The sequence below is a fragment of the Dechloromonas aromatica RCB genome (assembly GCF_000012425.1).
In genome coordinates this window covers 1,193,726-1,214,833 of record NC_007298.1, presented here as the reverse complement: position 1 = coordinate 1,214,833, position 21,108 = coordinate 1,193,726, and the positions used below count along the sequence as shown (strand labels likewise).

The following is a 21,108-nucleotide window of genomic DNA, read 5'->3' as shown; positions in this document are numbered from 1 at the left end:
CGCAACGGAGCACAGCATGGGTAACGCATTTTTTGTCGTCTGGCGCGAGAGCCTCGAAGCCTTCCTGATCGCCGGCATCCTTTACGCTTGGCTCAAGGCCAATGACGACAGCGGCAGCGGCAAGCGCGCACTGTTTCTCGGACTGGCAGCCGGTGTCGGGCTGGCGCTGCTTCTCGGCTGGGCGCTGCTCGGCGTGCAGGACGGACTGAGCGGCGATGCGCTGGAAATCTTCCAGACTGCAACGCTGTTCGTCGCCGCCGGACTGATTACCCAGATGGTGCTGTGGATGAAGAAAAATGGCCGGCAGATGAAGGCCATGCTGCATGCCGAACTGAGCAGCGCGGCCGAACGTTCCGGTCACCTCGGCGTCGCCGTGGTGGCGGCACTGGCCGTGGCCCGCGAAGGGGCCGAAACGGTCATCTTCCTCTACGGACTGGCCCAGGGCGGCGAAATGCAGGCGCTGGCCTTTGGCTGCTTCTTCGGCCTTGCCGCCGCCGGGCTGACCGCCTGGCTGGCGGCACGCAGCCTGGCCAAACTCAACATTGCCCTGCTGCTCCGCCTGTCGTCCATCCTGCTGCTCGTCCTGGCTTCAGCCCTGCTCCTTTCCGGCATCGACCGGATGATCGGTGCCGGCTGGCTGCCGCCACTGCTCGACCCGGTGTGGGATACCTCCATGCTGCTCGACGACACCACCAAGGGCGGCAAGATTCTGGCCGATTTCACCGGCTACCGCGCCCGCCCGGCCCTCAGCGATCTGCTCGCCTGGGCCTGCTACTGGGGGGTTGTCATCGTCGCCCAACGGAGAATCGCCCGTGGCTGAACACGTCATCCAGTTCCACGCCAAGGCCGAGACTAGCCGCATTGCGCGGATCGGTCTCTTTCTGCGTAAAAACCGCCGACTGATCATCGCCATTCAATGGGTGATCGTCGTTCTCTACGCGGCGATGGTCATCATCCCCGCCTTCATCCCCCTGCCGGCCGAAGACGCTCATATCTGGGACAACCTGCGCCTGTTCGCCCAATTCTGTTTCTGGGGTCTGTGGTGGCCGGGCGTGATGATCGCCACAGTCACCATGGGCCGCGTCTGGTGCGGCCTGTTCTGCCCGGAAGGCGCCATTTCCGAATGGGTCAGCCAGTACGGCCGGGGCAAGGCGCTGCCGCGCTGGCTCAAATGGACCGGCTGGCCCTTCGTCGCCTTCGTCTGCACCACGGTTTACGGACAGCTGGTCAGCGTTTACGAATACCCGCAAGCCGCCCTGCTGGTGCTGGGCGGCTCGACCGTTGCTGCCATCGGCATCGGCCTGCTCTATGGCCGCGAGAAGCGCATCTGGTGCCGCTACCTGTGCCCGGCCTCCGGCGTCTTCGCCGTGCTGGCCAAAATCGCCCCGCTCCACTACAAGGTCGACCGCGACGCCTGGGACAAGCATCAAGGCGATTTCGAGCCGGTCAATTGCGCCCCGCTGCTCGACGTCCGCCGCATGACCAGTGCCTCGGAATGCCATAGCTGCGGCCGCTGCGCCGGCCAGCGCGATGCCGTCACCTACTCCACCCGCTCGCCGTTCAGCGAAATCCTCGATTTCAACAACCCGGCCAAGACGCCGGATGCGCTGACACTGGTCTACGGCGTGCTCGGCGTTGCCACCGCCGCCTTCCAATGGACGCTCAGCCCCTGGCTCCTCAGCGCCAAACTGGCTGCCGCCGAATGGCTGGTCGACCACGACCACTTCGCCCTGCTCGACAACGACGTACCGTGGTGGCTGCTCACCCACTACCCGGAAGCCAGCGACCTGTTTACCTGGCTCGACGGCGCGCTGATCCTCGCCTACCTGCTCGGCGGCGGCTTCCTGCTCGGCAGCCTGCTGCTGATCGGCCCGGCCATCGCCGCCCGCGTACTCAAAACCGAACACCTGACCTGGCAACGCTTCACTCTGGCACTGACGCCACTGGCCGCCGCCAGCGTCATCCTCGGCCTGTCGATGCTGACCGTCACGCATTTGAAAGCCGAACACCTGTGGCTGGGCTGGTTACCGTATTTCCGTATCGCCCTGCTGACGTTAGGTTGCCTCGGTAGCCTGTGGCTGGCCTTCCAACTCGTGTTGCGATCAACCGGGAATGTCGGCCAAAAACTGCTTGCTGGAATCGCGATGCTGTCACCGGTCGGGCTGATGGCGATGGTTTGGACGCTCGTTTTCTTTGTCTGGTAATTCACGAACAAGGCAAATTAGCAAAACTTGCTATAGCTTTTGAATGGCATAATCGGCCAAATACAAAAGCATAGGGGGCGGCCTTGGCTGCGCTGATACCGGCAATCGGCACCTGCGTCTCGCGCATGACAGGCGGTGAGCGCCGCCTGGCATACCGCCTCGAACAAAAGCTCGAAGACGACTGGCTGCTCTGGTACGACGTACCGCTCGGCCCGCGCAATGTGCATCCCGACTTTGTGGTCTTCAATCCGCGCCGGGGCGTGCTGGTGCTTGAGGTCAAGGACTGGAAGCTCGACACCATCCGCGACATCGACCGCCAGAGCGCCAGCATCCTCACCAGCACCGGCCTCAAGCGCGTCTCCAACCCGCTCGAACAAGCTCGACAATACGCCCACGAAGTCAGCAATCTGCTGCAACGCGACCCGCAATTGACCATCAACAGCGGACGCATGCAGGGAACGCTACTCTTCCCGTGGAGCTACGGCGTCGTGCTCGCCAACATCAGCCGCAAGCAATTTGACAGCACCAACCTCGCCGACGTCATCGAGCCTCACCGGGTTATCTGTCAGGACGAAATGACCGAAAGCGTCGATGCCGAAGCCTTTCAGGAACGGCTGTGGGGCATGCTCCCCTTTGCCCGCAGCGTGCCGCTCTCACTGCCGCAGATCGACCGCATCCGCTGGCACCTGTTTCCCGAAATCCGCATCGCCGCGCCAACCCAAAACGGCCTGTTCGATGATCAGGAACCGGAAATCCCCGACATCGTCCACGTCATGGACCTGCAGCAGGAGCAACTCGCCCGCAGCCTCGGCGAAGGCCACCGCGTCATCCACGGCGTGGCCGGCAGCGGCAAGACGCTGATCCTCGGCTACCGGGCCGAACACCTGGCCAAAGTCTGCGCCCGGCCGATCCTTGTACTCTGCTACAACCGCACCCTCGCCAAACGGCTCACCCGCACCATGGCTAGCAAGGGGCTGGCCGACAAGGTGCACGTCCACACCTTCCACCAATGGTGCCGGGCGCAACTCGTTGCCTATAACGCCGACCTGCCGGAAAGCGGAAAAGGCAGCGATATCTACGCCGCCGAACTGGTCGACCGCCTGATCCGCGCCGTGGACGCCAACATCATCCCGGCCGGCCAGTACGACGCTGTGCTGATCGACGAAGGCCACGATTTTCAGCCCGAATGGCTCAAGCTCGTCGCCCAGATGGTCAACCCGAGCACCAACTCGCTGCTCGTCCTCTACGACGACGCCCAATCCATCTACGGCAATGGGCGTCACAACAAATTCAGCTTCAAGAGCCTCGGCATCCAGGCCCAGGGCCGCACCACCATCCTCAAGATCAACTACCGCAACACCCAGGAAGTCCTCGAACTGGCCAGTGGCATCGCCAGCGATCTGCTCAAACCCAGCGCCTCGGACGAAGACGGCGTACCGCTCGTCGCCCCCATCAGCGCCGGCCGTCACGGCCCCAAACCGCTACTGATCAAGCTACCCAGCATCCAGGAAGAAGCCGACTACATCGCCAAACACCTCAAGGAAGCCCACAAAACCGGCACCCCGTGGAGCGACATGGCCGTCATCTACCGCGACTACGGCATCGGCAAACCGGTCCTCGCCACGCTAAGAAAAGCCGGCATCCCGGTGACCTACCAGGACGACATCACCTTTGCGGAGAAGGAAGACACCGTGAAGTTCCTGACCATGCATAGCTGCAAGGGGCTGGAATTTCCGCTGGTGGCGATACCGGGGGCTGGTCGGGCGGTGGATGAAGGGCGGAAGGATGAGGAGGCGCGGTTGTTGTATGTGGCGATGACTAGGGCGACTAGGGAGTTGGTGGTGGTTGGCGGTGAAACCAGTTAACTCTGGCCCTATTTATATTAACTTGAAAATTTCATGAATAAGGTTATTAAATGGCTGTCCTTCGTATAACCAGTGTTCGATTTAGTAGATATAAGGCTTTCGATGATTTTCAAATAGCCCTGCAGGATTTTAATGTCTTGGTTGGGCCAAATAACGCAGGGAAGTCCACGATTATCAGTGCATTTCGTATTTTGGCAGAGGGGATGCGGCGTGCAAGAGCAAGAAGTCCGGAGCGAATTGATGTACCCACCTTTTCCGGCTTGGGTTACAGGATAAACATAAATGAACTCCCGATTGCTTCGGAAAACATCTTCTTTGATTATGACGATAGCACCCCAGCTCAGATCAAGTTCCGACTTTCAAATGGAAACCATCTAAGGCTTTTATTTCCAGAGCAGCGGTCATGTATTTTGATTGCTGAGTCCAATGGAAAACTTCCTCGCACCCCTTCTCAATTTAAGGCTGATTTTGACTTTGAGATTGGTTTTGTCCCAATTCTAGGCCCTGTGGATCAGAAAGAGTCGCTATATGCGAAAGAAGCTGCCCGTTTGGCGCTATTAACATCAGGTGCCTCCAGAAATTTCAGAAACATTTGGTATCATTACCCTGAAGGTTTTGACTCATTTCGCCAACTGATAAAAACAACTTGGCCAGGGATGGATATTGAACCTCCTGAGCTATCTCCAAATCATCGTGATCTTGCTATGTTTTGCCCAGAAGATCGCCACCCTCGTGAAATATGTTGGGCAGGCTACGGATTTCAAGTTTGGTGTCAGATGCTGACTCACGTCGTAAAAGCGTCAAAAGCATCTTTACTAGTTATCGATGAACCAGATATTTACCTTCACTCTGACCTCCAGCGTCAATTGGTTTCACTGCTGCGTGAATTAGGGCCAGATATTCTAATTGCCACTCATTCAACAGAAATAATTGTTGAATGCGAACCAAACAATCTCGTTAATATTAGCAAGAAAAACAAGAGCGCTCAGCGCGTAAAGGACATCTCACAGCTTAAGCTTGTATTCTCAGCCCTTGGTTCTAATCTGAATCCAATTCTTACTCAGCTCTCCAAAACAAAACGTGTGGTTTTTGTTGAAGGGCTTGATTTTCAAATTATTAGCGTCTTTGCAAGGGTACTTGGTTATCAAAGAGTGGCCAATCGTTCAGATTTTGCAGTTGTAAAAATTGAAGGATTCAATCCAAAGAGAGCTGTTGACCTTACTTCCGGCATTGAAGCTACTGTAGGTAGTAACATTGCGCGCGCTGTTATTCTTGATCGAGACTATAGACCAGAGTCAGAAATTATTGACGTAACGAAAGAACTGCAAAAACATGGATTTATGGCTCATATCCACAAACGCAAGGAAATTGAAAATTATCTTCTGGATAAAAATGCATTGGAACGTGCAATTGATTCCCGTTTGATCGAACGAGCTCGACGATCTGGAACAGCAAAACAAGAATTGCCAGATGTCGAAAAAATTATCGAAGATGCGATGAAAACGTGCAAGCATTCAGTATTTGGACAAATTCAAGCTAGAGCAGTAGAGTTTTCTCGGAAGAAAACACCTCATATTGATCAAGCCACAATTACTGAGGAAATTTCTAGAGAATTTGAAGAACAGTGGTCCTCTAGTGCAGGCCGCTTAGCCTTGGTACCGGGAAAAGAAGTATTAGCATCAATTAATGCTGCGCTTCAGTCATCTGTCGGAATTTCGGTATCTGATGGTCAGATCGTGGGAAGTTTCAAGCCGACTGAGGTACACCAAGACATTAAGAACCTTATCGATGAATTAGGAAAATTCTCAACATCCAATAACCAATAGCTAAAGGGGTCAGAACGAATTGGTTTTTCTGACTCCCACGGTCAACCGCAACAATAGGGGTCAGACCCCTGTCGTTTAACTAGCTCAGCCTTCGATCAGCTTACCTGCGTCAGCGATCAGTCCAGTCACCAGCGCGCACAGTTCGGCGATGGCGGATTCTTCGATCTCCAGAAACCCCTCGTATTCGGCAAGATTCCTTTTCTGGTGGGCGTTATCCAGAATGCGCCATTGGACGGCGGACCAACCCAGCGTGTGGGGCAGGCATTGAAATACCGTGTAGCGGTTTTCGCTGCGGAAAGCGAACCAAAGGGGTCGGAGACAATTTATTTTCAATAACGATAGGGTTCATACCCCAATTGTTTTTTGGCCGCAGCCTGCAATGAACCGGGAGATTTCATGAGCCTGTCGATGGACGAATTCCGCAAGCAGCTTCAGGAAGCCGTTCTTGCCGCGCAGGAGCAGGCAAGGCGGGCCGGCCCACAGCCCTGGCACGGCTTCTGGCATCACCGGCCGGACGAGAATTTTCCGCCCCGCAGCGTGCGCCGGCCGGAGGACTATACGGGCGGCGAAAACCTGGCCATTGCCTGCACCCAGACCGAACTGCCGGCCAAGGCCCAGAAGGCGCTGGTACACAGTTGGTGCGAGTTCCTGCCGACCCTGAATGGCGTCCGCTATCTGTGGTTCCAGTCGCGCACGCCGCAGGAGCTTTTCGACGCTGCCTGCCACATACCGTCGCTCGAAGGCCTTTACGTCAAATGGAGCGGCATCACGTCACTGACCGCCCTGCCGGCGCTGGGCGGGCTCCAGGCGCTGCATCTCGGCAGTTCGCCGGGTGTGACGAACATCGACGTACTTGGCGAAATGCACTCGCTGCGCTGGCTGGAACTGGACAATCTCAAGGCCATCACCGACCTCTCGCCACTGGCCTCCCTGACTGATCTTGAAGGTCTCGGCTTTTCCGGCGCCGAAGGCAAGCGCCAGACGCTGGCCACGCTGGCTCCGCTCGCCAACCTGACCCGGCTGCGCTGGCTGCATCTCGGCGCGATTCATGTTGCCGATGGTTCGTTGCACCCACTCGGCAAGCTGAAGGCGTTGCGCTGGATAGGACTGGGCAATTTCTTCGACGTCAGTGAATTTGCCTGGCTGGCCGCCGCGCTGCCTGAAGTGACGTCGGACTGGACGAAACCCTATCTCGACTTGAGCCACCTCGGCATCCGCTGCAAGAAGTGCCGCACGCACGCCATGGTGATGCTGTCCGGCAAGGGGCGCGGCACGATCTGCCCGGAATGCGATTCCGCGAAGCTGCAAAAGCAACTGGCTGCCTTTCTTCCGGCCCCATAGGCACCGCGAAAAGAAGCTTGCGTTATGCAGTGAATGCTTCTTTTTGTTGCATCTGAAAACTTACAAAGTCATGGTTTTCCGGCTTTACCGAAGAGGCAACTTCAATTGAACAGCCTCTGCTACAGGGTCAATAGAGGTTAGAGCGGTAGTATTTGCAGATCGGATATGCGGCTGGCGCGGCGAATTTTCTGACGATCAGCCTGCCCTGCCTCGAGGCAGCAGCGTGATTCAAATTCACGTATACAACATCAGTTTAACCAGCGATAATCTAGCTCCCCTTGGGCGCCTGGCGTCCGACCGAACATGATTGATTCGGGTGGAGGAGACAAATCATCCGAGAGCCCGCACTAGACGGGCTTCTTTTTTGTCCTTGCGAATGGCGCAAAAGCCCATCTGTTCGCCTGCGTGTGATTCATCCGGACAAAAAAATGCCCGCTCTAGGCGGGCATAAATCCATTTCTTGGAGGAGATGGAGGAGACAGCCGCTATTGTCTCAGAAAAATGCTGCATTGCAACAAATGATGTGTATCGTTTTGTAATTGGCACGTAGCGGCGTGCGTATCGGGGATTTTTCCCCTTTCATTTTTCACGCTTTTTGCCGCTTGACCAAGGAAGCCTCCATTCGGAAAGCTCTGGGTCAGCTCCCCATTACTATTCAGTCAGCTGCCAAAAATAGCCCAAAAATCGGCCCGTTTCTTCCTGCTTGGTCTTGCCGCTTAGCCGGCAAAAATCACCTGCTTGCCAGGAACGTGTCGGCTGGTTTCAGGTCTGTCATTGACCATGGAAGTTTTGCCCGGCACGTTCCGTTGCCTTCGGGTTCCTTGTGCTGCAAGCGGGCCGACAGGAAGGTTCTGCTTTGCGCCGCTACGCCCCAAGGCCGTGCGGAAGATCGGTGTGATTGTTGCTTGTAACTGGACATGAAGCAGGACGAGGGCCTTTGGCCTTCGAAACAGTTGGAGGCGTTATGTCGGTTAATGGAATTAACAGCAATAGTTTCGATTTTTCAAAACTTCTGGGCGGCAAGGCGACGACGCCGGCGGCTGGTTCAGCGGGGGCGGTGGATTTCTCGTCCGCGCTGAAGTTGCAGATAGCCAGTATTGAATCGCAAACGGTTGGTTCGCTGGTTTCGGCTGCGCTGGGTTCTGGCAAGGTGTCGGGCGGGGTGAACTTTGCCGATATTCTCGGGGCCGGCAAAACGGCGGGTGCTTCGCCTCTAGATGCCCTGCTGGCCAGCGCCGCCAGCATGAGTGGCACGAATGGCGTTTCGGCGGCGGGGCGCAACATGGCGCTGTTCGATCCGGAGTCGGCCTACCGGATGATGACGAATATCAACGCCAAGGCCGTCGCCTACAAGGCCGAAGCGTCCGAAATGGGCGATATGAAATCCTACGTCTCGACGCTGCAGCAGGAGGCTAGCAAGCTGGGCAGCACCGATGTATCGACCGGCGGCGAAGAAATCCGGTCCCGCGTGCAGGCATTTGCTGATGCCTACAATGGCTGGATACAGCGCTTCGGCAGTGAGTTGCAGGATGGCGGCATGCTGGCGGACACGCAGGCGGCCAGGGTGTCGCAGTGGGAACTGGAGCAGAGCATCGCCAATCCATTCAATGGTGCCAAGGACGGGCTGCACGGCATGGCTGACCTTGGCCTGAGCATTGATCCGGTAACCAAGCTGGCGACCGTGGATAACGCTCGGCTGGATGCCGCGCTGGCCAACGACAAGAAGGCTGCGGTTGGTGCGCTGCACGAATTCACCGCCAAATTCGCCAAGTCGGCTGAGCTGTTGAATTCAGCCGGCAACTTCATTGCCAACCGGTTGGACAATCTATCGCGCGCGATTAGCTACATCGACACCAACATGACGTCCTTGCAGGCCGAATTCGGCCTGGGTGACCCGGCGAGCCCGACCGGGCAGGTGGCCAAGGCTTTGGCCAAATACAACGCGACTCACGGCATGGGGTGAATCAGGCTGTGGCGAATCGGCTGCGCAAATACTTGATGATCTCGCCGGATTCGTAGAGCCACTGCGTCTTGCCGGCCGGATCGGTGATTTTCAGGCAAGGCACTTTGGCCTTGCCGCCACCGCTCACCAGATCCTCACGGTTTGCCCCCGGTTGTTGCGCATCAAGCTTTTGCACGGTGAGGGCCAGACGCCGCATTTCCTGGCGCACCTTGATGCAAAACGGGCAGGTTTTGTACTGATAGAGGACGATGCTGGCGCACTGTTGATCGACTTCGGCCTGACTGGCGGCTGACCGCAGCACACCCTTCGGCCGGGTGACGAATTCACCGAGCAGCATGAAGGGACCGATGACGACACGAAGGGTTTTGAAGAAGGCTCTGACGACTGTTTTCATGAGTGGTGACTTGATTCCGTTGAATGATGGGCTTAAGGCAGTCTAACCGCTGTGGAGTTCCTGGCGGCCCAACTTGGCGTGTCGGCCTTTACCCAGCCACATTCCATTCCGCCAGAAACTGCGCGACGAAATCTTCCATGAATTGGTGGCGCGGTTCGGCCAAAGCGCGGCCGGTCGGTGTGTTCATGCGCTCCTTGAGCAGGAAGAGTTTTTCGTAGAAGTGGTTGAGGCTGGCGCCTTTCGAGGCTTTGTAGGCGGCTGCAGTCTGGTGCATGACCGGCGCTTCGTCGGGGTCGTGCATCAGGCGGCCGGCGTGGCCGCCGTAGGCAAAGCAGCGGGCGATGCCGATGGCGCCGATGGCGTCCAGCCGGTCGGCATCCTGCACGCATTGACCTTCCAGCGTTTGCATGGCAGTCGTTACGCCGGCGCCTTTGTAGGAGATGGTGGCGACGATGTCGACCACCGCTGCGATGACTGCATCCGATGCGCCTTCGCGGAGGAGCAATATTTCGGCTTCGCGCGGCCCGACGCTATCGTCGCCATCGTGGAATTTCCAGTCGGCGATGTCGTGCACCAAGGCGCCGAGTTCGGCGATTTCGCGATTGGCGCCTTCCTGCGCGGCGATCTGGCGGGTAAGTTGCCAGACGCGGTTGATGTGGTGCCAGTCATGGCCGGAGCTTTCGGCCAGGAATTTGGCCTTGATATGGGCGGCAACGCGTTCGACCAGAGTTTGCATGGGGTTCCTTGGGCTTTGGGGCGATTTGAATGGGTGCGAAGTGTAGCGACTAGCAGCCGGTGGCGGAATTTGCATGTTGGGAGACCTGGCAAACAATGATCGGTAACGGCTGCCTCCGTTAGGCTAGTCTTTTGCGAATAACAGAGAGACAACATGCAGGCATTTCAGGATTACTACCCGGAGGCTTTGGCGCATTGCTACGGTTGCGGCCGCAACAACGAGCACGGGCATCAGATCAAGATCTTCTGGGATGGCGACGAAACGGTGACGCATTTCCAGCCGCGCCCGGAGCACACGGCGATTCCCGGATTTGTCTATGGCGGCCTGCTGGCCTCGCAGATCGATAACAATAGGGGTCAGCCCCCTATTGTTATCGCCAAAGCCCCCCCGGGATCTCCGCATGCCGCGTGGAGGACCGGGGTTTCTTTCTGGTGGACTAAACGCTCAGTGGCGGGCGGTAGCCACCGGGTCCGCGGCTTCCACGACCCGGACTTCGCTGGCCGGATAGAGTTCCTTGGCGAGCGTCATCCAGTCCTCAACCAATTCTCCATTTTCCTTGACGCCATCGACAAGCTGAATCCAGTTGCCGCTGGGGGTTTTGACTTCAATCGCAACAGACATCGCCGACCCCGCTTTCTGAAATTGTTGGTAGGTCGAAACATGCTAGCCGAGGGAGCGAAAACCCCTTGTGAGAAAACTCACGGCGAGGATTTCCGGGCAGACAATACCGTTCATGGACGGAAAAATACCTACTAGACGACCGGTCTAATTTGTGACAGACTGCCCTTCATGAACAATCGTCACGACAATACCCGCCAGCACATTCTCGAAACCGGCCACCGCATCATCGCGGGCAAGGGCTTCGCGAGCGTCGGGCTGAACGAAATCCTCACTTCGGCCGGCGTGCCCAAGGGTTCGTTCTACCACTACTTCGAATCCAAGGAACAATACGGCCAGGCTTTGCTGCAGGAGTATTTCGACCATTACCTGGCCGATCTCGACGAACTGTTCGCCGCCGATGCCGCCTCCGGGCACGAGCGCCTGATACGCTACTGGCAGCGCTGGCTGGGCAAGCAACTCGAGGCCTGTGCCGAGCAGAAATGTCTGGTCGTCAAGCTGGCCGGCGAAGTGTCCGACCTCTCCGATGCCATGCGCATCACCCTGCGCGACGGCACGGACCAGATCGTCAAGCGCATCGCCCGCATCATCGAAGCCGGTGTTGCCGATGGCTCGGTGCCGCCGCTCGACCCGCAGATGACCGCCCAGACCCTGTACCAGATGTGGCTGGGCGCCAGCCTGCTTGGCAAGTTGCACCGCGACACCGCGGCGCTGGAAAACGCCATGGTCTTCACCCGAAAACTGCTGTCCCGCTAAGCACATGCAAACGTCAATGGCCGCCTCCATAGCGGCCATTTTTTGAACCCTATCACTAGACGACTGGTCTATTTAGCCAACCACTTCAGAGGAGCACCGTATGACTACCTTGTTCGATCCAATCCAGATGGGCGACATCGCCCTTGCCAACCGTATCGTGATGGCTCCGCTGACGCGCAACCGCGCCATCGAGGGCAACAAGCCCGGCCCGCTGACCGTCGAGTACTACCGCCAGCGCGCCACGGCCGGCCTGATCGTCGCCGAAGCCAGCCCGATCAGCCCGACCGCCCAGGGGTACCTCGACACCCCGGGCATCTGGTCGGCCGAGCAGGTCGTGGCCTGGCAGGCCGTAACCAAGGCCGTGCATGCCGAAGGCGGCAAGATCGTGCTGCAGCTCTGGCACGTCGGCCGCATTTCGCACATCTCGCTGCTGCCGGCTGGCGAAGTGCCGGTGTCGTCCACCGACAAGGTGGCCGATGCATCGACCTTTACCAGCGAAGGCTTCATCCCCGTGTCCAAGCCGCGCGCCCTGCACGACGACGAAATCCCGGCGCTGATCGAGGACTACCGCAAGGCCGCCCGCAATGCGATCGCCGCCGGCTTCGACGGTGTCGAGATCCACGCCGCCAACACCTACCTGATCGAGCAGTTCCTGCGCGACAGCGTCAATGACCGCAGCGGCCCGTACGGCGGCAGCATCGAGAACCGCACCCGCCTGTTGCTCGAAGTCACCCGCGCTGTTGCCGGCGAAATCGGTGCTGGCCGCACCGGCATCCGCCTGAGCCCGATGACCACCTTCACGGCACCGCTCGACAGCAACCCGCAGGCGCTCTACGGCTATGTCGTCGAGCAACTGGCCCCGCTCGGCCTGGCTTACCTGCATGTAATCGAAGGCGAAACCGGCGGCACCCGCACGCCGGAGGGCAAGCCTTTCGACTACGCGGCCCTGCACCGCGCCTACCCCGGCGTCTGGATGCTCAATAATGGCTACGACCGCGACCTGGCGCTGCAAACCGTCGCCGACGGCAAGGCCGACCTGATCGCCTTTGGCCGTCCGTTCATCAGCACGCCCGACCTCGTCCGCCGTCTGCGCGACGGTGCGCCGTTGAACGAATTGCGCGCCGACAAGCTCTATGGTGGTGGCGCCGAGGGTTACACCGACTACCCGACGCTGGCCGGCTAACAACAACAAACCCCAACCCCAGGCCGCGCACCGGAAAATCCGGGCGCGGCCCACAGAGAACCGCATGAATTCCTACCGCCGCTGGCTTCCAGCCATCGCCCTCGCCGTCCTGTCCCTGACCTGGGGCTACACCTGGGTGCTCGCCAAACAGGGCCTGGCCTACGCACCGCCCTTCGCCTTTGCCGCTGAACGCTGCGTCGGTGGCGCGCTGTCGCTGCTCGTCGCCCTCAAGCTGACCGGTCGCCGGCTGACCCTGGTCGCCCCCTTCCAGACCCTCGGCATCGGCCTGACCCAGGTCGCCGGCTTCATGATCTTCCAGACCTGGGCGCTGGTCGAAGGCGGCCCGGGGAAGACCGCCGTGCTCATCTTCACCATGCCGATCTGGACCCTGCTCCTCGCCTGGCCGCTGCTCGGCGAGCGGGTGCGTGGCAAGCAGTGGCTGGCGGCGGCCAGCACGCTGACCGGCCTGCTGCTGATCATCGAACCGTGGGACATGCACGCCAGCCTGTTCAGCAAATTCCTCGGCCTGATGGCCGCCCTGTGCTGGGCCAGCGGCACCATCCTGATCAAGCGCCTGCGCGCCGTGACGCCGGTGGACCTGCTGACCCTGACCGCCTGGCAGATGATCCTCGGCGCCGTGCCGCTGGTCCTGCTCGCCCTCGTCGTGCCCGAACCGGCCACCCACTGGACGCCCGCCTACGTCGGCCTCCTGCTCTTCATGTCGGTGGCCAGCACGGCGATGTGCTGGTGGCTGTGGATCTATATCCTCGACCGCGTGCCAGCCTGGGAAGCCAGCCTGTCGGTGCTCGGCACGCCGGTCGTCGCCATCCTGTCGTCGCGCCTCACGTTCGGCGAATCGTTCAAGGGCACCGAGATCGCCGGCATCCTGCTCATCGGCGGCGGCCTCGCCCTGCTCTCGCTGCTTGGCTGGGCGGCCAGCCGGCGCAATCCGGCGCTCACCCACCCCAAGGAACGCACATGAACCCGCTCGCCAATCTCAAGCTCTCCATGCTCGATCTGGTCGCCGTCCGCGAAGGCGGCACGGTGGCCGATGCGCTGGCCATTTCGCTGCGCACCGCCCGCCATGTCGAAGCGCTCGGCTACACCCGCTACTGGCTGGCAGAACACCACAACATGCCGGGCATCGCCAGTTCAGCCACCGCCGTGCTGGTCGGCCACATCGCTGGCAACACCCAGCGCATCCGCGTCGGCTCGGGCGGCATCATGCTGCCCAACCACGCCCCGCTCGTCGTCGCCGAAGCCTTCGGCACGCTGGCCGAGCTTTACCCCGGCCGCATCGATCTCGGCCTCGGCCGCGCCCCAGGTACCGACGGCCTGACCATGCGCGCCCTGCGCCGCGACCGCATCGAAACCGAAGCCGACTTCCCGCGTGACGTCGCCGAACTGCAGCGCCTGCTCGGCCCCCGCCAGCCAGAGCAGCAAGTCGTCGCCGTGCCCGGCGCCGGTACCGAAGTGCCGATCTGGCTGCTCGGTTCCAGCCTGTTCTCGGCCCGCCTGGCGGCCGAACGCGGCCTGCCCTACGCCTTTGCCTCGCACTTCGCCCCGGCGCTGCTGCTGCAGGCCATCGAGCTTTATCGGCACAACTTCAAGCCGTCGGACAAGCTCGACAAGCCCTACGTAATCATCGGCGTGCCGCTCATCGCGGCGCCGACCGACGACGAAGCCGAATTTCTCGCCACCAGTACCTTCCAGCGCGTGCTCGGCATCCTGCGTGGCGACCGTCGCCCGTTGCCGCCGCCGGTCGAAGGTTTCCTACAGAGCCTCCACCCGCGCGAACATTCAGGCATTGCCGATTTCCTCGGCGCCGCGGTCATCGGCGGCCCGCAACGCGTCCGCGACGGCCTACGCGATCTGCACGCCGCCACCGGTGCCGATGAAATGATGTTCGTCAGCGATGTCTTCGATCCCGAATTGCGCCTGCGCTCGTTGGACATCGCCACCCGCGCCTGCTGGCAGCCCTGAGCCCGACCTGACGCCATGCCCGAAGCTCCGGAAGCCCAACACCGCCGCGCTGTCATGCTGCTCTCCGTCGCCGCCTTCGCCAGCGCGGCGGCAGCGCGGCTGTGCGACCCGATGCTGCCCGACCTCGCTCGCAGCTTCACGGCCAGCCCGACTGCCGTCGCCTCGGTCATCTCCTCGTTCGCCATCGCCTATGGCCTGACCCAGGCCATGTTCGGCCCGCTCGGCGACCGCCTCGGCAAATACCGCCTGATCGCCCTGACCACCCTGCTCAGCACGCTGGGCGCACTCGGCTCGGCCATCGCCTGGTCGCTCGATGCGCTGGTCGTCTCCCGCGTGCTGCTCGGCGCCACGGCGGCCGGCATCATCCCGCTCTCCATGGCGTGGATCGGCGACACGGTGCCCTACGAACAACGGCAAGCCACGCTCGCCCGCTTCCTGGGCGGGCAGATTCTCGGCGCCATCGGCGGCCAGTTCATTGGTGGCGTGTTCACCGACACGCTCGGCTGGCGCTGGGCCTTCGCCTTCCTGGCCGGGCTCTACCTGATCATCGGCGCCGTCGTCCTGCTCGAATCGCGGGCCAACCCGAGCACCCATCACCGCCATGCCGATACCCCCCGCCAGGGCATTCTCGGCCAGGCCGCGCAGGTCTTCGCCCAACCGTGGGCCCGGGTCATCCTGAGCATTGTTTTCCTCGAAGGCATGCTGGTGTTCGGTGCCCTGGCCTTCGTGCCCTCCTACCTGCACGAACATTTCGGCCTCAGCCTCACCATGGCCGGCGCCGCCATGGCCTTCTTCGGCCTCGGCGGCCTGTCGTACATCCTTGCCGCCCGGCATTTTGTCCGCCTCCTCGGCGAAGTCGGGCTGGCCACCGGCGGCGGCATTCTCATCGCGCTCGGCTGGGCGATGCTGGCCTGGGGCACCACCTGGCTATGGGCCCTGCCGGCCAGCTATTTTGTCGGCCTCGGCTTCTACATGCTGCACAACACCCTGCAGACCAACGCCACCCAGATGGCCCCCGCCGTACGCGGCACCGCGGTCTCCTTGTTCGCCTCCAGTTTCTTCCTCGGCCAATCGCTCGGCGTCACCCTCGCTGCCCACATCCTGGCCGCATCCGGCATCCTCCCCATGCTGCTGATCGCTGCCATCGGCACACCGCTGGTTGGTGGTACGCTGGCCTGGCTTCTCTCCCGGCACCACCGCATACATTCCGCCTAGCTTATCGACGGATTGACACTACACCGGTATTGGCCAGGCAGCGTGATCCCGGCCCGCCTAAGCTCAGCGCCGCCGGCCGCACGGCTCCGTCAGCAATGGGCTCGACAAAACTGCGGAATCCATGCCCTCGGATTATCTGAATGGCAATTGGATCCGTCCCGATTATGCTCATTGCTCGGTGTTTGCTTTCAGGAATTCTTCGACAGCCTGTCTGGCTGGCGGCTCAAAGGTGTCATGCTCACTACCCGGGAGGGTGACTTGACGAGAGCCGCTGCGCTGCCCGAAATATTCGCCACAATGCCGCCCTTCGCCGTCGGGATACCATGAATCACGCTCGTGATCGATCGCGAGAATGGCCATGTTTTCCGGCAAACGCAGTCCGTTATTCTCGGGAAACCTGAGAGAGTTGCACAACCATGCCGAGATCACAGCACCTCGAAATCCCGTCCCTCCGTAGAGCGCAACCACCCGCCCCCCTTCGCTATGCCCCATCAGAAAGATATTGCGCTGATCGACCCACGGAAGTAAGGCAAGCCGATCGAACGCATAGCGCACCTCGTCATGCCTGAATTTGACCACCCCCGGGAACATCCCGCCGCGCTTGGTGCGAGGATCGCAACTTTGCGGGCGACTCCGCGCAAAGCTGTCAGGCAGAACAACGATATAGCCCTTGTCCTTCAGAAAACCGGCCCAGGCCGATTCGGTTTTCTGTAACCCATTACAGCCATGCATCAGCAAGACCACGGGCATCGGCTTGTCGACCTGCACGCGGTCAACCTTGGTCGAGAGCAACTTTCCGGGAACGTGAACCACCGCACTGTCCCAACTCTTGCCGACATCCTCAGGTCCGGCATCGGACCAACTGAAGGCCGAGGTGCCGCAAGCAAAGAAAAAGACCAGAACCTTCAAGCACCGATTGCACGTTTTCATGATCACCCCCCCCAAACACCCATTTGCCATAACCTTACGAATTCAGCATAGACCATTGAAATCCGGCTATTCAAGGATGGCGGGGATGAAATAGGCCAGGACGACCGACTCGGCTGGTTATCGAGCGCAACAGATCGCTAGGCCCGCCTTTGCCAGGTGATGAAGCAATCAGTGCTGCCTAAAACGAATTCATGAAGTCACGCCTCAACATTCCATTCCGCAAGAAACTGTGCCACGAACTCTTCCATGAAGCGATGCCGGGGTTCGGCCAGCGCTCGGCCGGTTGACGTGTTCATTCGATCCTTGAGCAGGAAAAGCTTTTCGTAGAAGTGGTTGAGACTGGCACCTTTCGAGGCTTTGTAGGCTGCTGCAGTCTGGTGCAAGACCGGCGACTCGTCCGGGTCATGCATCAGGCGGCCGGCGTGGCCGCCATAGGCGAAACAGCGGGCGATGCCGATGGCGCCGATGGCATCGAGGCGGTCGGCATCCTGCACGCATTGCCCTTCCAGCGAACGCATGGCCGTCGTGACGCCGGCGCCCTTGAAGGAAATAGTGGCGACAATGTCGACCACTGCCACGATCACCTCCGCCGGGGCGCCTTCGCTGCGAAGCAGTAATTCGGCCTCGCGCGGCCCTACGCTGTCGTCACCGTCGTGAAATTTCCAGTCTGCGATGTCGTGCACCAAGGCGCCGAGTTCGGCAATTTCCCGGTTGGCGCCTTCCTGCGTGGCGATCTGGCGGCTGAGTTGCCAGACGCGGTTGATGTGATACCAGTCATGGCCGGAACTTTCGGTAAGGAATTTGGCCTTGATGTGGGCAGCTACGCGGTCGACCAGTGTCTGCATGATGTTTCCTTGGGCCGTTGGCCTGTTTGAATAGTTCAGGAGTGTACCGGCCACCGGCAGATGGCGACGCTAGGTTGCTCGTTTCAAATCGCAGGAAGAAAGCATGCAGGCTTTTCAGGATTACTACCTGGAGGCGCTGGCCCATTGCTACGGCTACGGCCGCAATAATGAGCATGGCCATCAGATCAAGATCTTTCTGGGATGGCGACGAAACCGTCACCCATTTCCAGCCGCGCCCGGAACACACGGCTATTCCCGGTTTTGTCTATGGCAGCCTGCTGGCTTCGCTGATAGATTGCCATGGTACCGGGACGGCGGCAGCGGCAATCTATCTGGCCGAGTCCTCGATATTCGCGGCAAGGTCAAAGGAAATCAAGGGGCGCAACGTGGTGGTCGAAGCGACGGTATATGCCGAGGGCGAGGCCACCGCACGCGGCGAAGCGGATGCCCTGCAGATACCGGATAGCTTCGTGGCGAAATAATCGCGAACACCCTGACATCGCGGCGGCGGGGCTGTCGGGGGCTGATGCCGGTTGATTCTGGCTGTCCCCAGCAGCGTTCATCGGAAATCACTGCGACATCAGCCCCAAACTGCAAGTTCGGCAGCAATCAGGACTGACCGTTACGACTGGAATTACTACCGACCCTCCGTCCGGTAGCACTACCTCATCGCAAGGCAAGCTTTCTCAGCGCCCGCCCTTCTGCGAAAATCGCGGCTTTCCTGACGCCAGCCCAACCATGATCCAAGGCCAATTCCGCTCTTCCATCCTGCAGGTGCCTGCCGAGGTGACGCCGCTCAAATTGCGCGGCTATCTGCGCAAGGAGATCGAGGCGGTGCAGGCGACGGCGCAGAACGAGGAGGACATCATCGTCGTCCGCCTGTTCGTACTGGAAAAAGTGCTGTTCGGCCTGGGTGAAAAAAAGGTCGACAGCATCCTGCAGGGCGTTGTCGGAAAATGTCCGAATATTCAGCGCATCGAACTGGAAGCGCTGGTTCGCCCCTTGACCGAAAATGAAATGCAGGAAGCCGCCGCCGAGGCGCAAGCAACACTGCAGGCGCTGAGCAATCGGGTGATGGCTTCGGGCGGCAAGCTGGGGCCGGACACCAGTTCGAACTAAACAGCGGCCGGCACTAGGCGATTGATTCGCGGCGGCCTATCTCAGGCGCCCGTTGAGTTCATCGATCACCGCCGACCAATCCGCATCTTCGATGATTTCCTCCTTGAGAAACGCTCTTTGCGCAGCGCTCCAGAAGGGCGCCCGATAGAGGGCAACACCATTTTCCAGCGGGCGGTGGGTGGCGATGAAGTTCTCAACAGCAGCCTGTTCACTGGGCAAGCCGAGTTGGGCAAACAGGTTGCTCATGGTGTGCTGTTGGGCGTGCATGGCGAACTCCTTTTCCGGGCAGAGGTTATCTGTTCGATGAATGCTGGCAGCGTCTTACAGTTGGGCTTCGACCGCTTCCACCAGTTCGTCCGGCCGGGTGGCCGGGGCGTAGCGGTGGACGACCTTACCCTCACGGTCGATCAGGAACTTGGTGAAATTCCATTTGATGGCCTCGGTGCCAAGGACGCCGGCTGCTTCGTGCTTGAGCCAAGTGTAGAGCGGATGGGCGCTGTCGCCGTTGACATCGACCTTGGCGAAGAGCGGAAAGGTGACATCGAAACGGGTCTGGCAGAACTGGCCAATGGCCTCGGCGTCACCGGGTTCCTGTCCGCCAAACTGGTTACAGGGGAAGCCAAGGACGACGAATCCTCGGTCCTTGAACATCCAGTAGAGCTCTTCAAGGCCGGTATATTGCGGGGTGAAGCCGCATTCACTGGCGGTGTTCACAATCAGCAGTACCTTGCCGCGGTAAGCTTCGAAGTCCTGCGGTTCACCGTTCAGGCGCTGGGCGCTGAAGTCGTAGAGAGTTTGGCTCATTAAATTTGATCGCTCCGGTTTCAGTCAGATGGCTGCACTAATCATATGGCCTTTGAGTGCCGATATCCGGCTTGGTTCGACGATTCGTTGCCTCCCTTTGTCAGACTTGCCATCGCGGCCTGTCGCAAAACCGGCATTTGCGCTGACCAGAAAAATTTAAATCATTGGAATCAACAATCTGGCCTTGGGCATCGCTCTTGCATGAATCAATCCATGCACGCTCACGCCCATCTCGCCAGACCCGACCTCGCCGCCACGGCGCATGAAGCACTGCTCGCCGGTTTCACGCTGCGCGAGTTGCCCAAAGGCTACCTGCTCTCGACGCCGGAATCCCCTCACAACCAGGTGCTGATGGTCCATTCCGGGCGTTTACGCGTTTATCTGGCCGGCGACAACCGGGAACTCAACCTGAGTTTTCTTGAAGCCAGTGACATCTACACGACCCACACGCCGACCTATGTCGAAGCCGTTGTCCCGAGCAGCATCTGGCTGATCGACACGCCGACATTCGCCCGCAAGCTGGCCACCGATCCCTCGGTAACGCCAGCCATGATGCGGGTCATGGGGCGCCTGCTGAGCAATGCAGTCGGCCTCATCGAAGACCTCGCCTTTCGCGAAGTGCCAGCCCGGCTCGCCCGCTTTCTCTGGCAACTGGCCGAGCGGCGCGGCCATCGGCTGGAACACGGCTGGCTGGTACCGCTCGATTTCAGCATGCAGGACATCGCCAGCCTGCTCGGCACGACGCGGCAGAGCGTTTCCTCGCTGATCAACCAGTGGGAGCGCGAGGGTGTGCTGCAGCGCCAAAGCCGACGCAGCCTGCTCGTCCCATCGCTCGATAGCCTGAAGGCACGCAGCACTCCCGTTCCTTGAGCCAAAACGTCGGCCAGCCGACGGACAGCAGCGCGCCGTGCCGGCTAAAGTTGTTCCAGACAACTTTCAGGAGAACGCCATGCCTCAAGACTGCGCTTGCCGCAAGACCGACCGCTACGTCAGCTTTCAGGACATCGACTGCACCGGCAATGCCCGCCGACTCATGGAACATCTCGACCGGCAACTGAGCATCCCGGGCCGTAGCACTGCCTTCTGGGAATATTTCGCCAAAAAGCGGGCTGGCAGCGCTGCCGCCAAACCCGACGACCTGTTCCTGATTCATTCCAACATCAACCAGTTCCGCGAATTTTTCGAACAATGGAACGACAGCGACGCGCTGAGCCTGTTACTGCAGATCGAGGAAGAGTGCTGCTGACCCCGGAATCCACTGGAAAAATCGCCGACAAATAAAAGGATATCCGGAATGTAGTGTGGAACGCCCATTGCCGCGGAGAA

At 59.9% G+C, this 21,108-nt stretch carries 23 protein-coding genes; 15 read left to right on the top strand and 8 right to left on the bottom strand.

The window, feature by feature from the left end; all coding sequences use genetic code 11:
• Positions 1–16: 16 nt before the first annotated feature.
• The 4 genes from DARO_RS05765 to DARO_RS22175 all read left to right on the top strand — a co-directional run bounded on the left by DARO_RS05765 (position 17) and on the right by DARO_RS22175 (position 5,895).
• Complete coding sequence (locus tag DARO_RS05765) at positions 17–820, top strand: FTR1 family protein (RefSeq protein WP_011286875.1); 804 nt, start codon at positions 17–19, stop codon at positions 818–820.
• Complete coding sequence (locus DARO_RS05760; protein ID WP_011286874.1) at positions 813–2,204, top strand: 4Fe-4S binding protein; 1,392 nt, start codon at positions 813–815, stop codon at positions 2,202–2,204. Before DARO_RS05765 ends, DARO_RS05760 begins: the two co-directional genes overlap by 8 nt.
• Positions 2,205–2,287: 83 nt before the next feature.
• Positions 2,288–4,069: a nuclease-related domain-containing DEAD/DEAH box helicase gene (locus DARO_RS05755; protein WP_011286873.1), complete on the top strand. Its 1,782-nt coding sequence runs from the start codon at positions 2,288–2,290 to the stop codon at positions 4,067–4,069.
• Between the two features lie 50 nt (positions 4,070–4,119).
• Positions 4,120–5,895 (top strand): AAA family ATPase, encoded by a 1,776-nt coding sequence (locus tag DARO_RS22175; protein ID WP_011286872.1) that lies wholly within the window; start codon positions 4,120–4,122, stop codon positions 5,893–5,895.
• Positions 5,896–5,979: 84 nt separating this feature from the next.
• On the opposite strand, the gene DARO_RS05745 is transcribed toward DARO_RS22175, so the two are convergent.
• Complete coding sequence (locus tag DARO_RS05745) at positions 5,980–6,228, bottom strand: hypothetical protein (RefSeq protein WP_011286871.1); 249 nt, start codon at positions 6,226–6,228, stop codon at positions 5,980–5,982.
• A gap of 63 nt (positions 6,229–6,291) precedes the next feature.
• Between DARO_RS05745 and DARO_RS05740 the strand changes: the two genes are divergently transcribed.
• A complete protein-coding gene (locus tag DARO_RS05740; protein ID WP_011286870.1) occupies positions 6,292–7,236 on the top strand; it encodes a leucine-rich repeat domain-containing protein in 945 nt (314 codons plus the stop codon).
• 964 nt (positions 7,237–8,200) lie between these two features.
• Positions 8,201–9,199 (top strand): flagellar filament capping protein FliD, encoded by a 999-nt coding sequence (fliD, locus tag DARO_RS05735; protein WP_011286869.1) that lies wholly within the window; start codon positions 8,201–8,203, stop codon positions 9,197–9,199.
• A gap of 1 nt (position 9,200) precedes the next feature.
• On the opposite strand, the gene DARO_RS05730 is transcribed toward fliD, so the two are convergent.
• From DARO_RS05730 to DARO_RS22740, 3 genes are all read right to left on the bottom strand, one after another.
• On the bottom strand, positions 9,201–9,593 hold the full coding sequence (locus DARO_RS05730; protein ID WP_011286868.1) for a glutathione S-transferase N-terminal domain-containing protein: 393 nt from the start codon (positions 9,591–9,593) through the stop codon (positions 9,201–9,203).
• An 88-nt stretch (positions 9,594–9,681) separates the two neighbouring features.
• Entirely contained in the window at positions 9,682–10,329 is a 648-nt protein-coding gene (locus DARO_RS05725; RefSeq protein ID WP_041224236.1) for an HD domain-containing protein, read from the bottom strand.
• 444 nt (positions 10,330–10,773) lie between these two features.
• Positions 10,774–10,950: a hypothetical protein gene (locus DARO_RS22740; RefSeq protein WP_157037146.1), complete on the bottom strand. Its 177-nt coding sequence runs from the start codon at positions 10,948–10,950 to the stop codon at positions 10,774–10,776.
• A 168-nt stretch (positions 10,951–11,118) separates the two neighbouring features.
• Here DARO_RS22740 and curR point away from each other — a divergent pair, with 168 nt between their 5' ends.
• The 5 genes from curR to DARO_RS05695 all read left to right on the top strand — a co-directional run bounded on the left by curR (position 11,119) and on the right by DARO_RS05695 (position 16,084).
• A complete protein-coding gene (curR, locus tag DARO_RS05715) occupies positions 11,119–11,703 on the top strand; it encodes a TetR family transcriptional repressor CurR (RefSeq protein ID WP_011286865.1) in 585 nt (194 codons plus the stop codon).
• A gap of 100 nt (positions 11,704–11,803) precedes the next feature.
• The gene (locus tag DARO_RS05710; RefSeq protein WP_011286864.1) at positions 11,804–12,886 is read left to right on the top strand and encodes an alkene reductase; all 1,083 of its coding nucleotides are present in this window, start codon (positions 11,804–11,806) and stop codon (positions 12,884–12,886) included.
• A 64-nt stretch (positions 12,887–12,950) separates the two neighbouring features.
• Positions 12,951–13,868, top strand: a complete 918-nt coding sequence (locus DARO_RS05705; protein ID WP_011286863.1) for an EamA family transporter — start codon at positions 12,951–12,953, stop codon at positions 13,866–13,868.
• On the top strand, positions 13,865–14,869 hold the full coding sequence (locus DARO_RS05700; RefSeq protein ID WP_011286862.1) for an LLM class flavin-dependent oxidoreductase: 1,005 nt from the start codon (positions 13,865–13,867) through the stop codon (positions 14,867–14,869). The genes DARO_RS05705 and DARO_RS05700 overlap by 4 nt, the downstream gene beginning before the upstream one ends.
• Positions 14,870–14,884: 15 nt before the next feature.
• Positions 14,885–16,084 carry an MFS transporter gene (locus tag DARO_RS05695; RefSeq protein WP_011286861.1) on the top strand — a complete coding sequence of 400 codons (1,200 nt, stop codon included), beginning with the start codon at positions 14,885–14,887 and terminating at the stop codon, positions 16,082–16,084.
• Between the two features lie 168 nt (positions 16,085–16,252).
• On the opposite strand, the gene DARO_RS21580 is transcribed toward DARO_RS05695, so the two are convergent.
• Positions 16,253–16,993 carry a dienelactone hydrolase family protein gene (locus DARO_RS21580; RefSeq protein ID WP_049758540.1) on the bottom strand — a complete coding sequence of 247 codons (741 nt, stop codon included), beginning with the start codon at positions 16,991–16,993 and terminating at the stop codon, positions 16,253–16,255.
• A gap of 218 nt (positions 16,994–17,211) precedes the next feature.
• Positions 17,212–17,859, bottom strand: coding sequence for an HD domain-containing protein (locus DARO_RS05685; protein ID WP_011286859.1), 648 nt, complete (start codon positions 17,857–17,859; stop codon positions 17,212–17,214).
• Between the two features lie 173 nt (positions 17,860–18,032).
• On the opposite strand from DARO_RS05685, the gene DARO_RS05680 reads away from it, so the two are divergent.
• The gene (locus tag DARO_RS05680) at positions 18,033–18,341 is read left to right on the top strand and encodes a hotdog family protein (RefSeq protein ID WP_497463031.1); all 309 of its coding nucleotides are present in this window, start codon (positions 18,033–18,035) and stop codon (positions 18,339–18,341) included.
• Between the two features lie 256 nt (positions 18,342–18,597).
• Entirely contained in the window at positions 18,598–18,978 is a 381-nt protein-coding gene (locus DARO_RS05675) for a hypothetical protein (protein WP_011286857.1), read from the top strand.
• A gap of 36 nt (positions 18,979–19,014) precedes the next feature.
• On the opposite strand, the gene DARO_RS05670 is transcribed toward DARO_RS05675, so the two are convergent.
• Together DARO_RS05670 and DARO_RS05665 are read right to left on the bottom strand one after the other, a co-directional pair.
• Entirely contained in the window at positions 19,015–19,245 is a 231-nt protein-coding gene (locus DARO_RS05670) for a DUF2789 domain-containing protein (RefSeq protein ID WP_011286856.1), read from the bottom strand.
• 54 nt (positions 19,246–19,299) lie between these two features.
• Positions 19,300–19,782 carry a glutathione peroxidase gene (locus DARO_RS05665; RefSeq protein ID WP_011286855.1) on the bottom strand — a complete coding sequence of 161 codons (483 nt, stop codon included), beginning with the start codon at positions 19,780–19,782 and terminating at the stop codon, positions 19,300–19,302.
• A gap of 213 nt (positions 19,783–19,995) precedes the next feature.
• Here DARO_RS05665 and DARO_RS05660 point away from each other — a divergent pair, with 213 nt between their 5' ends.
• Together DARO_RS05660 and cowN are read left to right on the top strand one after the other, a co-directional pair.
• A complete protein-coding gene (locus DARO_RS05660; protein WP_011286854.1) occupies positions 19,996–20,652 on the top strand; it encodes a Crp/Fnr family transcriptional regulator in 657 nt (218 codons plus the stop codon).
• Positions 20,653–20,731: 79 nt separating this feature from the next.
• On the top strand, positions 20,732–21,028 hold the full coding sequence (cowN, locus tag DARO_RS05655; RefSeq protein WP_011286853.1) for a N(2)-fixation sustaining protein CowN: 297 nt from the start codon (positions 20,732–20,734) through the stop codon (positions 21,026–21,028).
• The last annotated feature ends 80 nt before the right edge of the window (positions 21,029–21,108 follow it).

Coding starts and splice junctions, on each gene's coding strand:
- DARO_RS05710 (WP_011286864.1), top strand. CDS start 11,804: ATGACTACCTTGTTCGATCCAATCCAGATGGGCGACATCGCCCTTGCC.
- curR (WP_011286865.1), top strand. CDS start 11,119: ATGAACAATCGTCACGACAATACCCGCCAGCACATTCTCGAAACCGGC.
- DARO_RS05765 (WP_011286875.1), top strand. CDS start 17: ATGGGTAACGCATTTTTTGTCGTCTGGCGCGAGAGCCTCGAAGCCTTC.
- DARO_RS05665 (WP_011286855.1), bottom strand. CDS start 19,782: ATGAGCCAAACTCTCTACGACTTCAGCGCCCAGCGCCTGAACGGTGAA.
- DARO_RS05740 (WP_011286870.1), top strand. CDS start 6,292: ATGAGCCTGTCGATGGACGAATTCCGCAAGCAGCTTCAGGAAGCCGTT.
- DARO_RS05670 (WP_011286856.1), bottom strand. CDS start 19,245: ATGCACGCCCAACAGCACACCATGAGCAACCTGTTTGCCCAACTCGGC.
- DARO_RS22175 (WP_011286872.1), top strand. CDS start 4,120: ATGGCTGTCCTTCGTATAACCAGTGTTCGATTTAGTAGATATAAGGCT.
- DARO_RS05680 (WP_497463031.1), top strand. CDS start 18,033: ATGGCCATCAGATCAAGATCTTTCTGGGATGGCGACGAAACCGTCACC.
- DARO_RS05705 (WP_011286863.1), top strand. CDS start 12,951: ATGAATTCCTACCGCCGCTGGCTTCCAGCCATCGCCCTCGCCGTCCTG.
- fliD (WP_011286869.1), top strand. CDS start 8,201: ATGTCGGTTAATGGAATTAACAGCAATAGTTTCGATTTTTCAAAACTT.
- cowN (WP_011286853.1), top strand. CDS start 20,732: ATGCCTCAAGACTGCGCTTGCCGCAAGACCGACCGCTACGTCAGCTTT.
- DARO_RS05695 (WP_011286861.1), top strand. CDS start 14,885: ATGCCCGAAGCTCCGGAAGCCCAACACCGCCGCGCTGTCATGCTGCTC.
- DARO_RS22740 (WP_157037146.1), bottom strand. CDS start 10,950: ATGTCTGTTGCGATTGAAGTCAAAACCCCCAGCGGCAACTGGATTCAG.
- DARO_RS05700 (WP_011286862.1), top strand. CDS start 13,865: ATGAACCCGCTCGCCAATCTCAAGCTCTCCATGCTCGATCTGGTCGCC.
- DARO_RS05730 (WP_011286868.1), bottom strand. CDS start 9,593: ATGAAAACAGTCGTCAGAGCCTTCTTCAAAACCCTTCGTGTCGTCATC.
- DARO_RS05685 (WP_011286859.1), bottom strand. CDS start 17,859: ATGCAGACACTGGTCGACCGCGTAGCTGCCCACATCAAGGCCAAATTC.
- DARO_RS05660 (WP_011286854.1), top strand. CDS start 19,996: ATGCACGCTCACGCCCATCTCGCCAGACCCGACCTCGCCGCCACGGCG.
- DARO_RS05725 (WP_041224236.1), bottom strand. CDS start 10,329: ATGCAAACTCTGGTCGAACGCGTTGCCGCCCATATCAAGGCCAAATTC.
- DARO_RS05675 (WP_011286857.1), top strand. CDS start 18,598: ATGATCCAAGGCCAATTCCGCTCTTCCATCCTGCAGGTGCCTGCCGAG.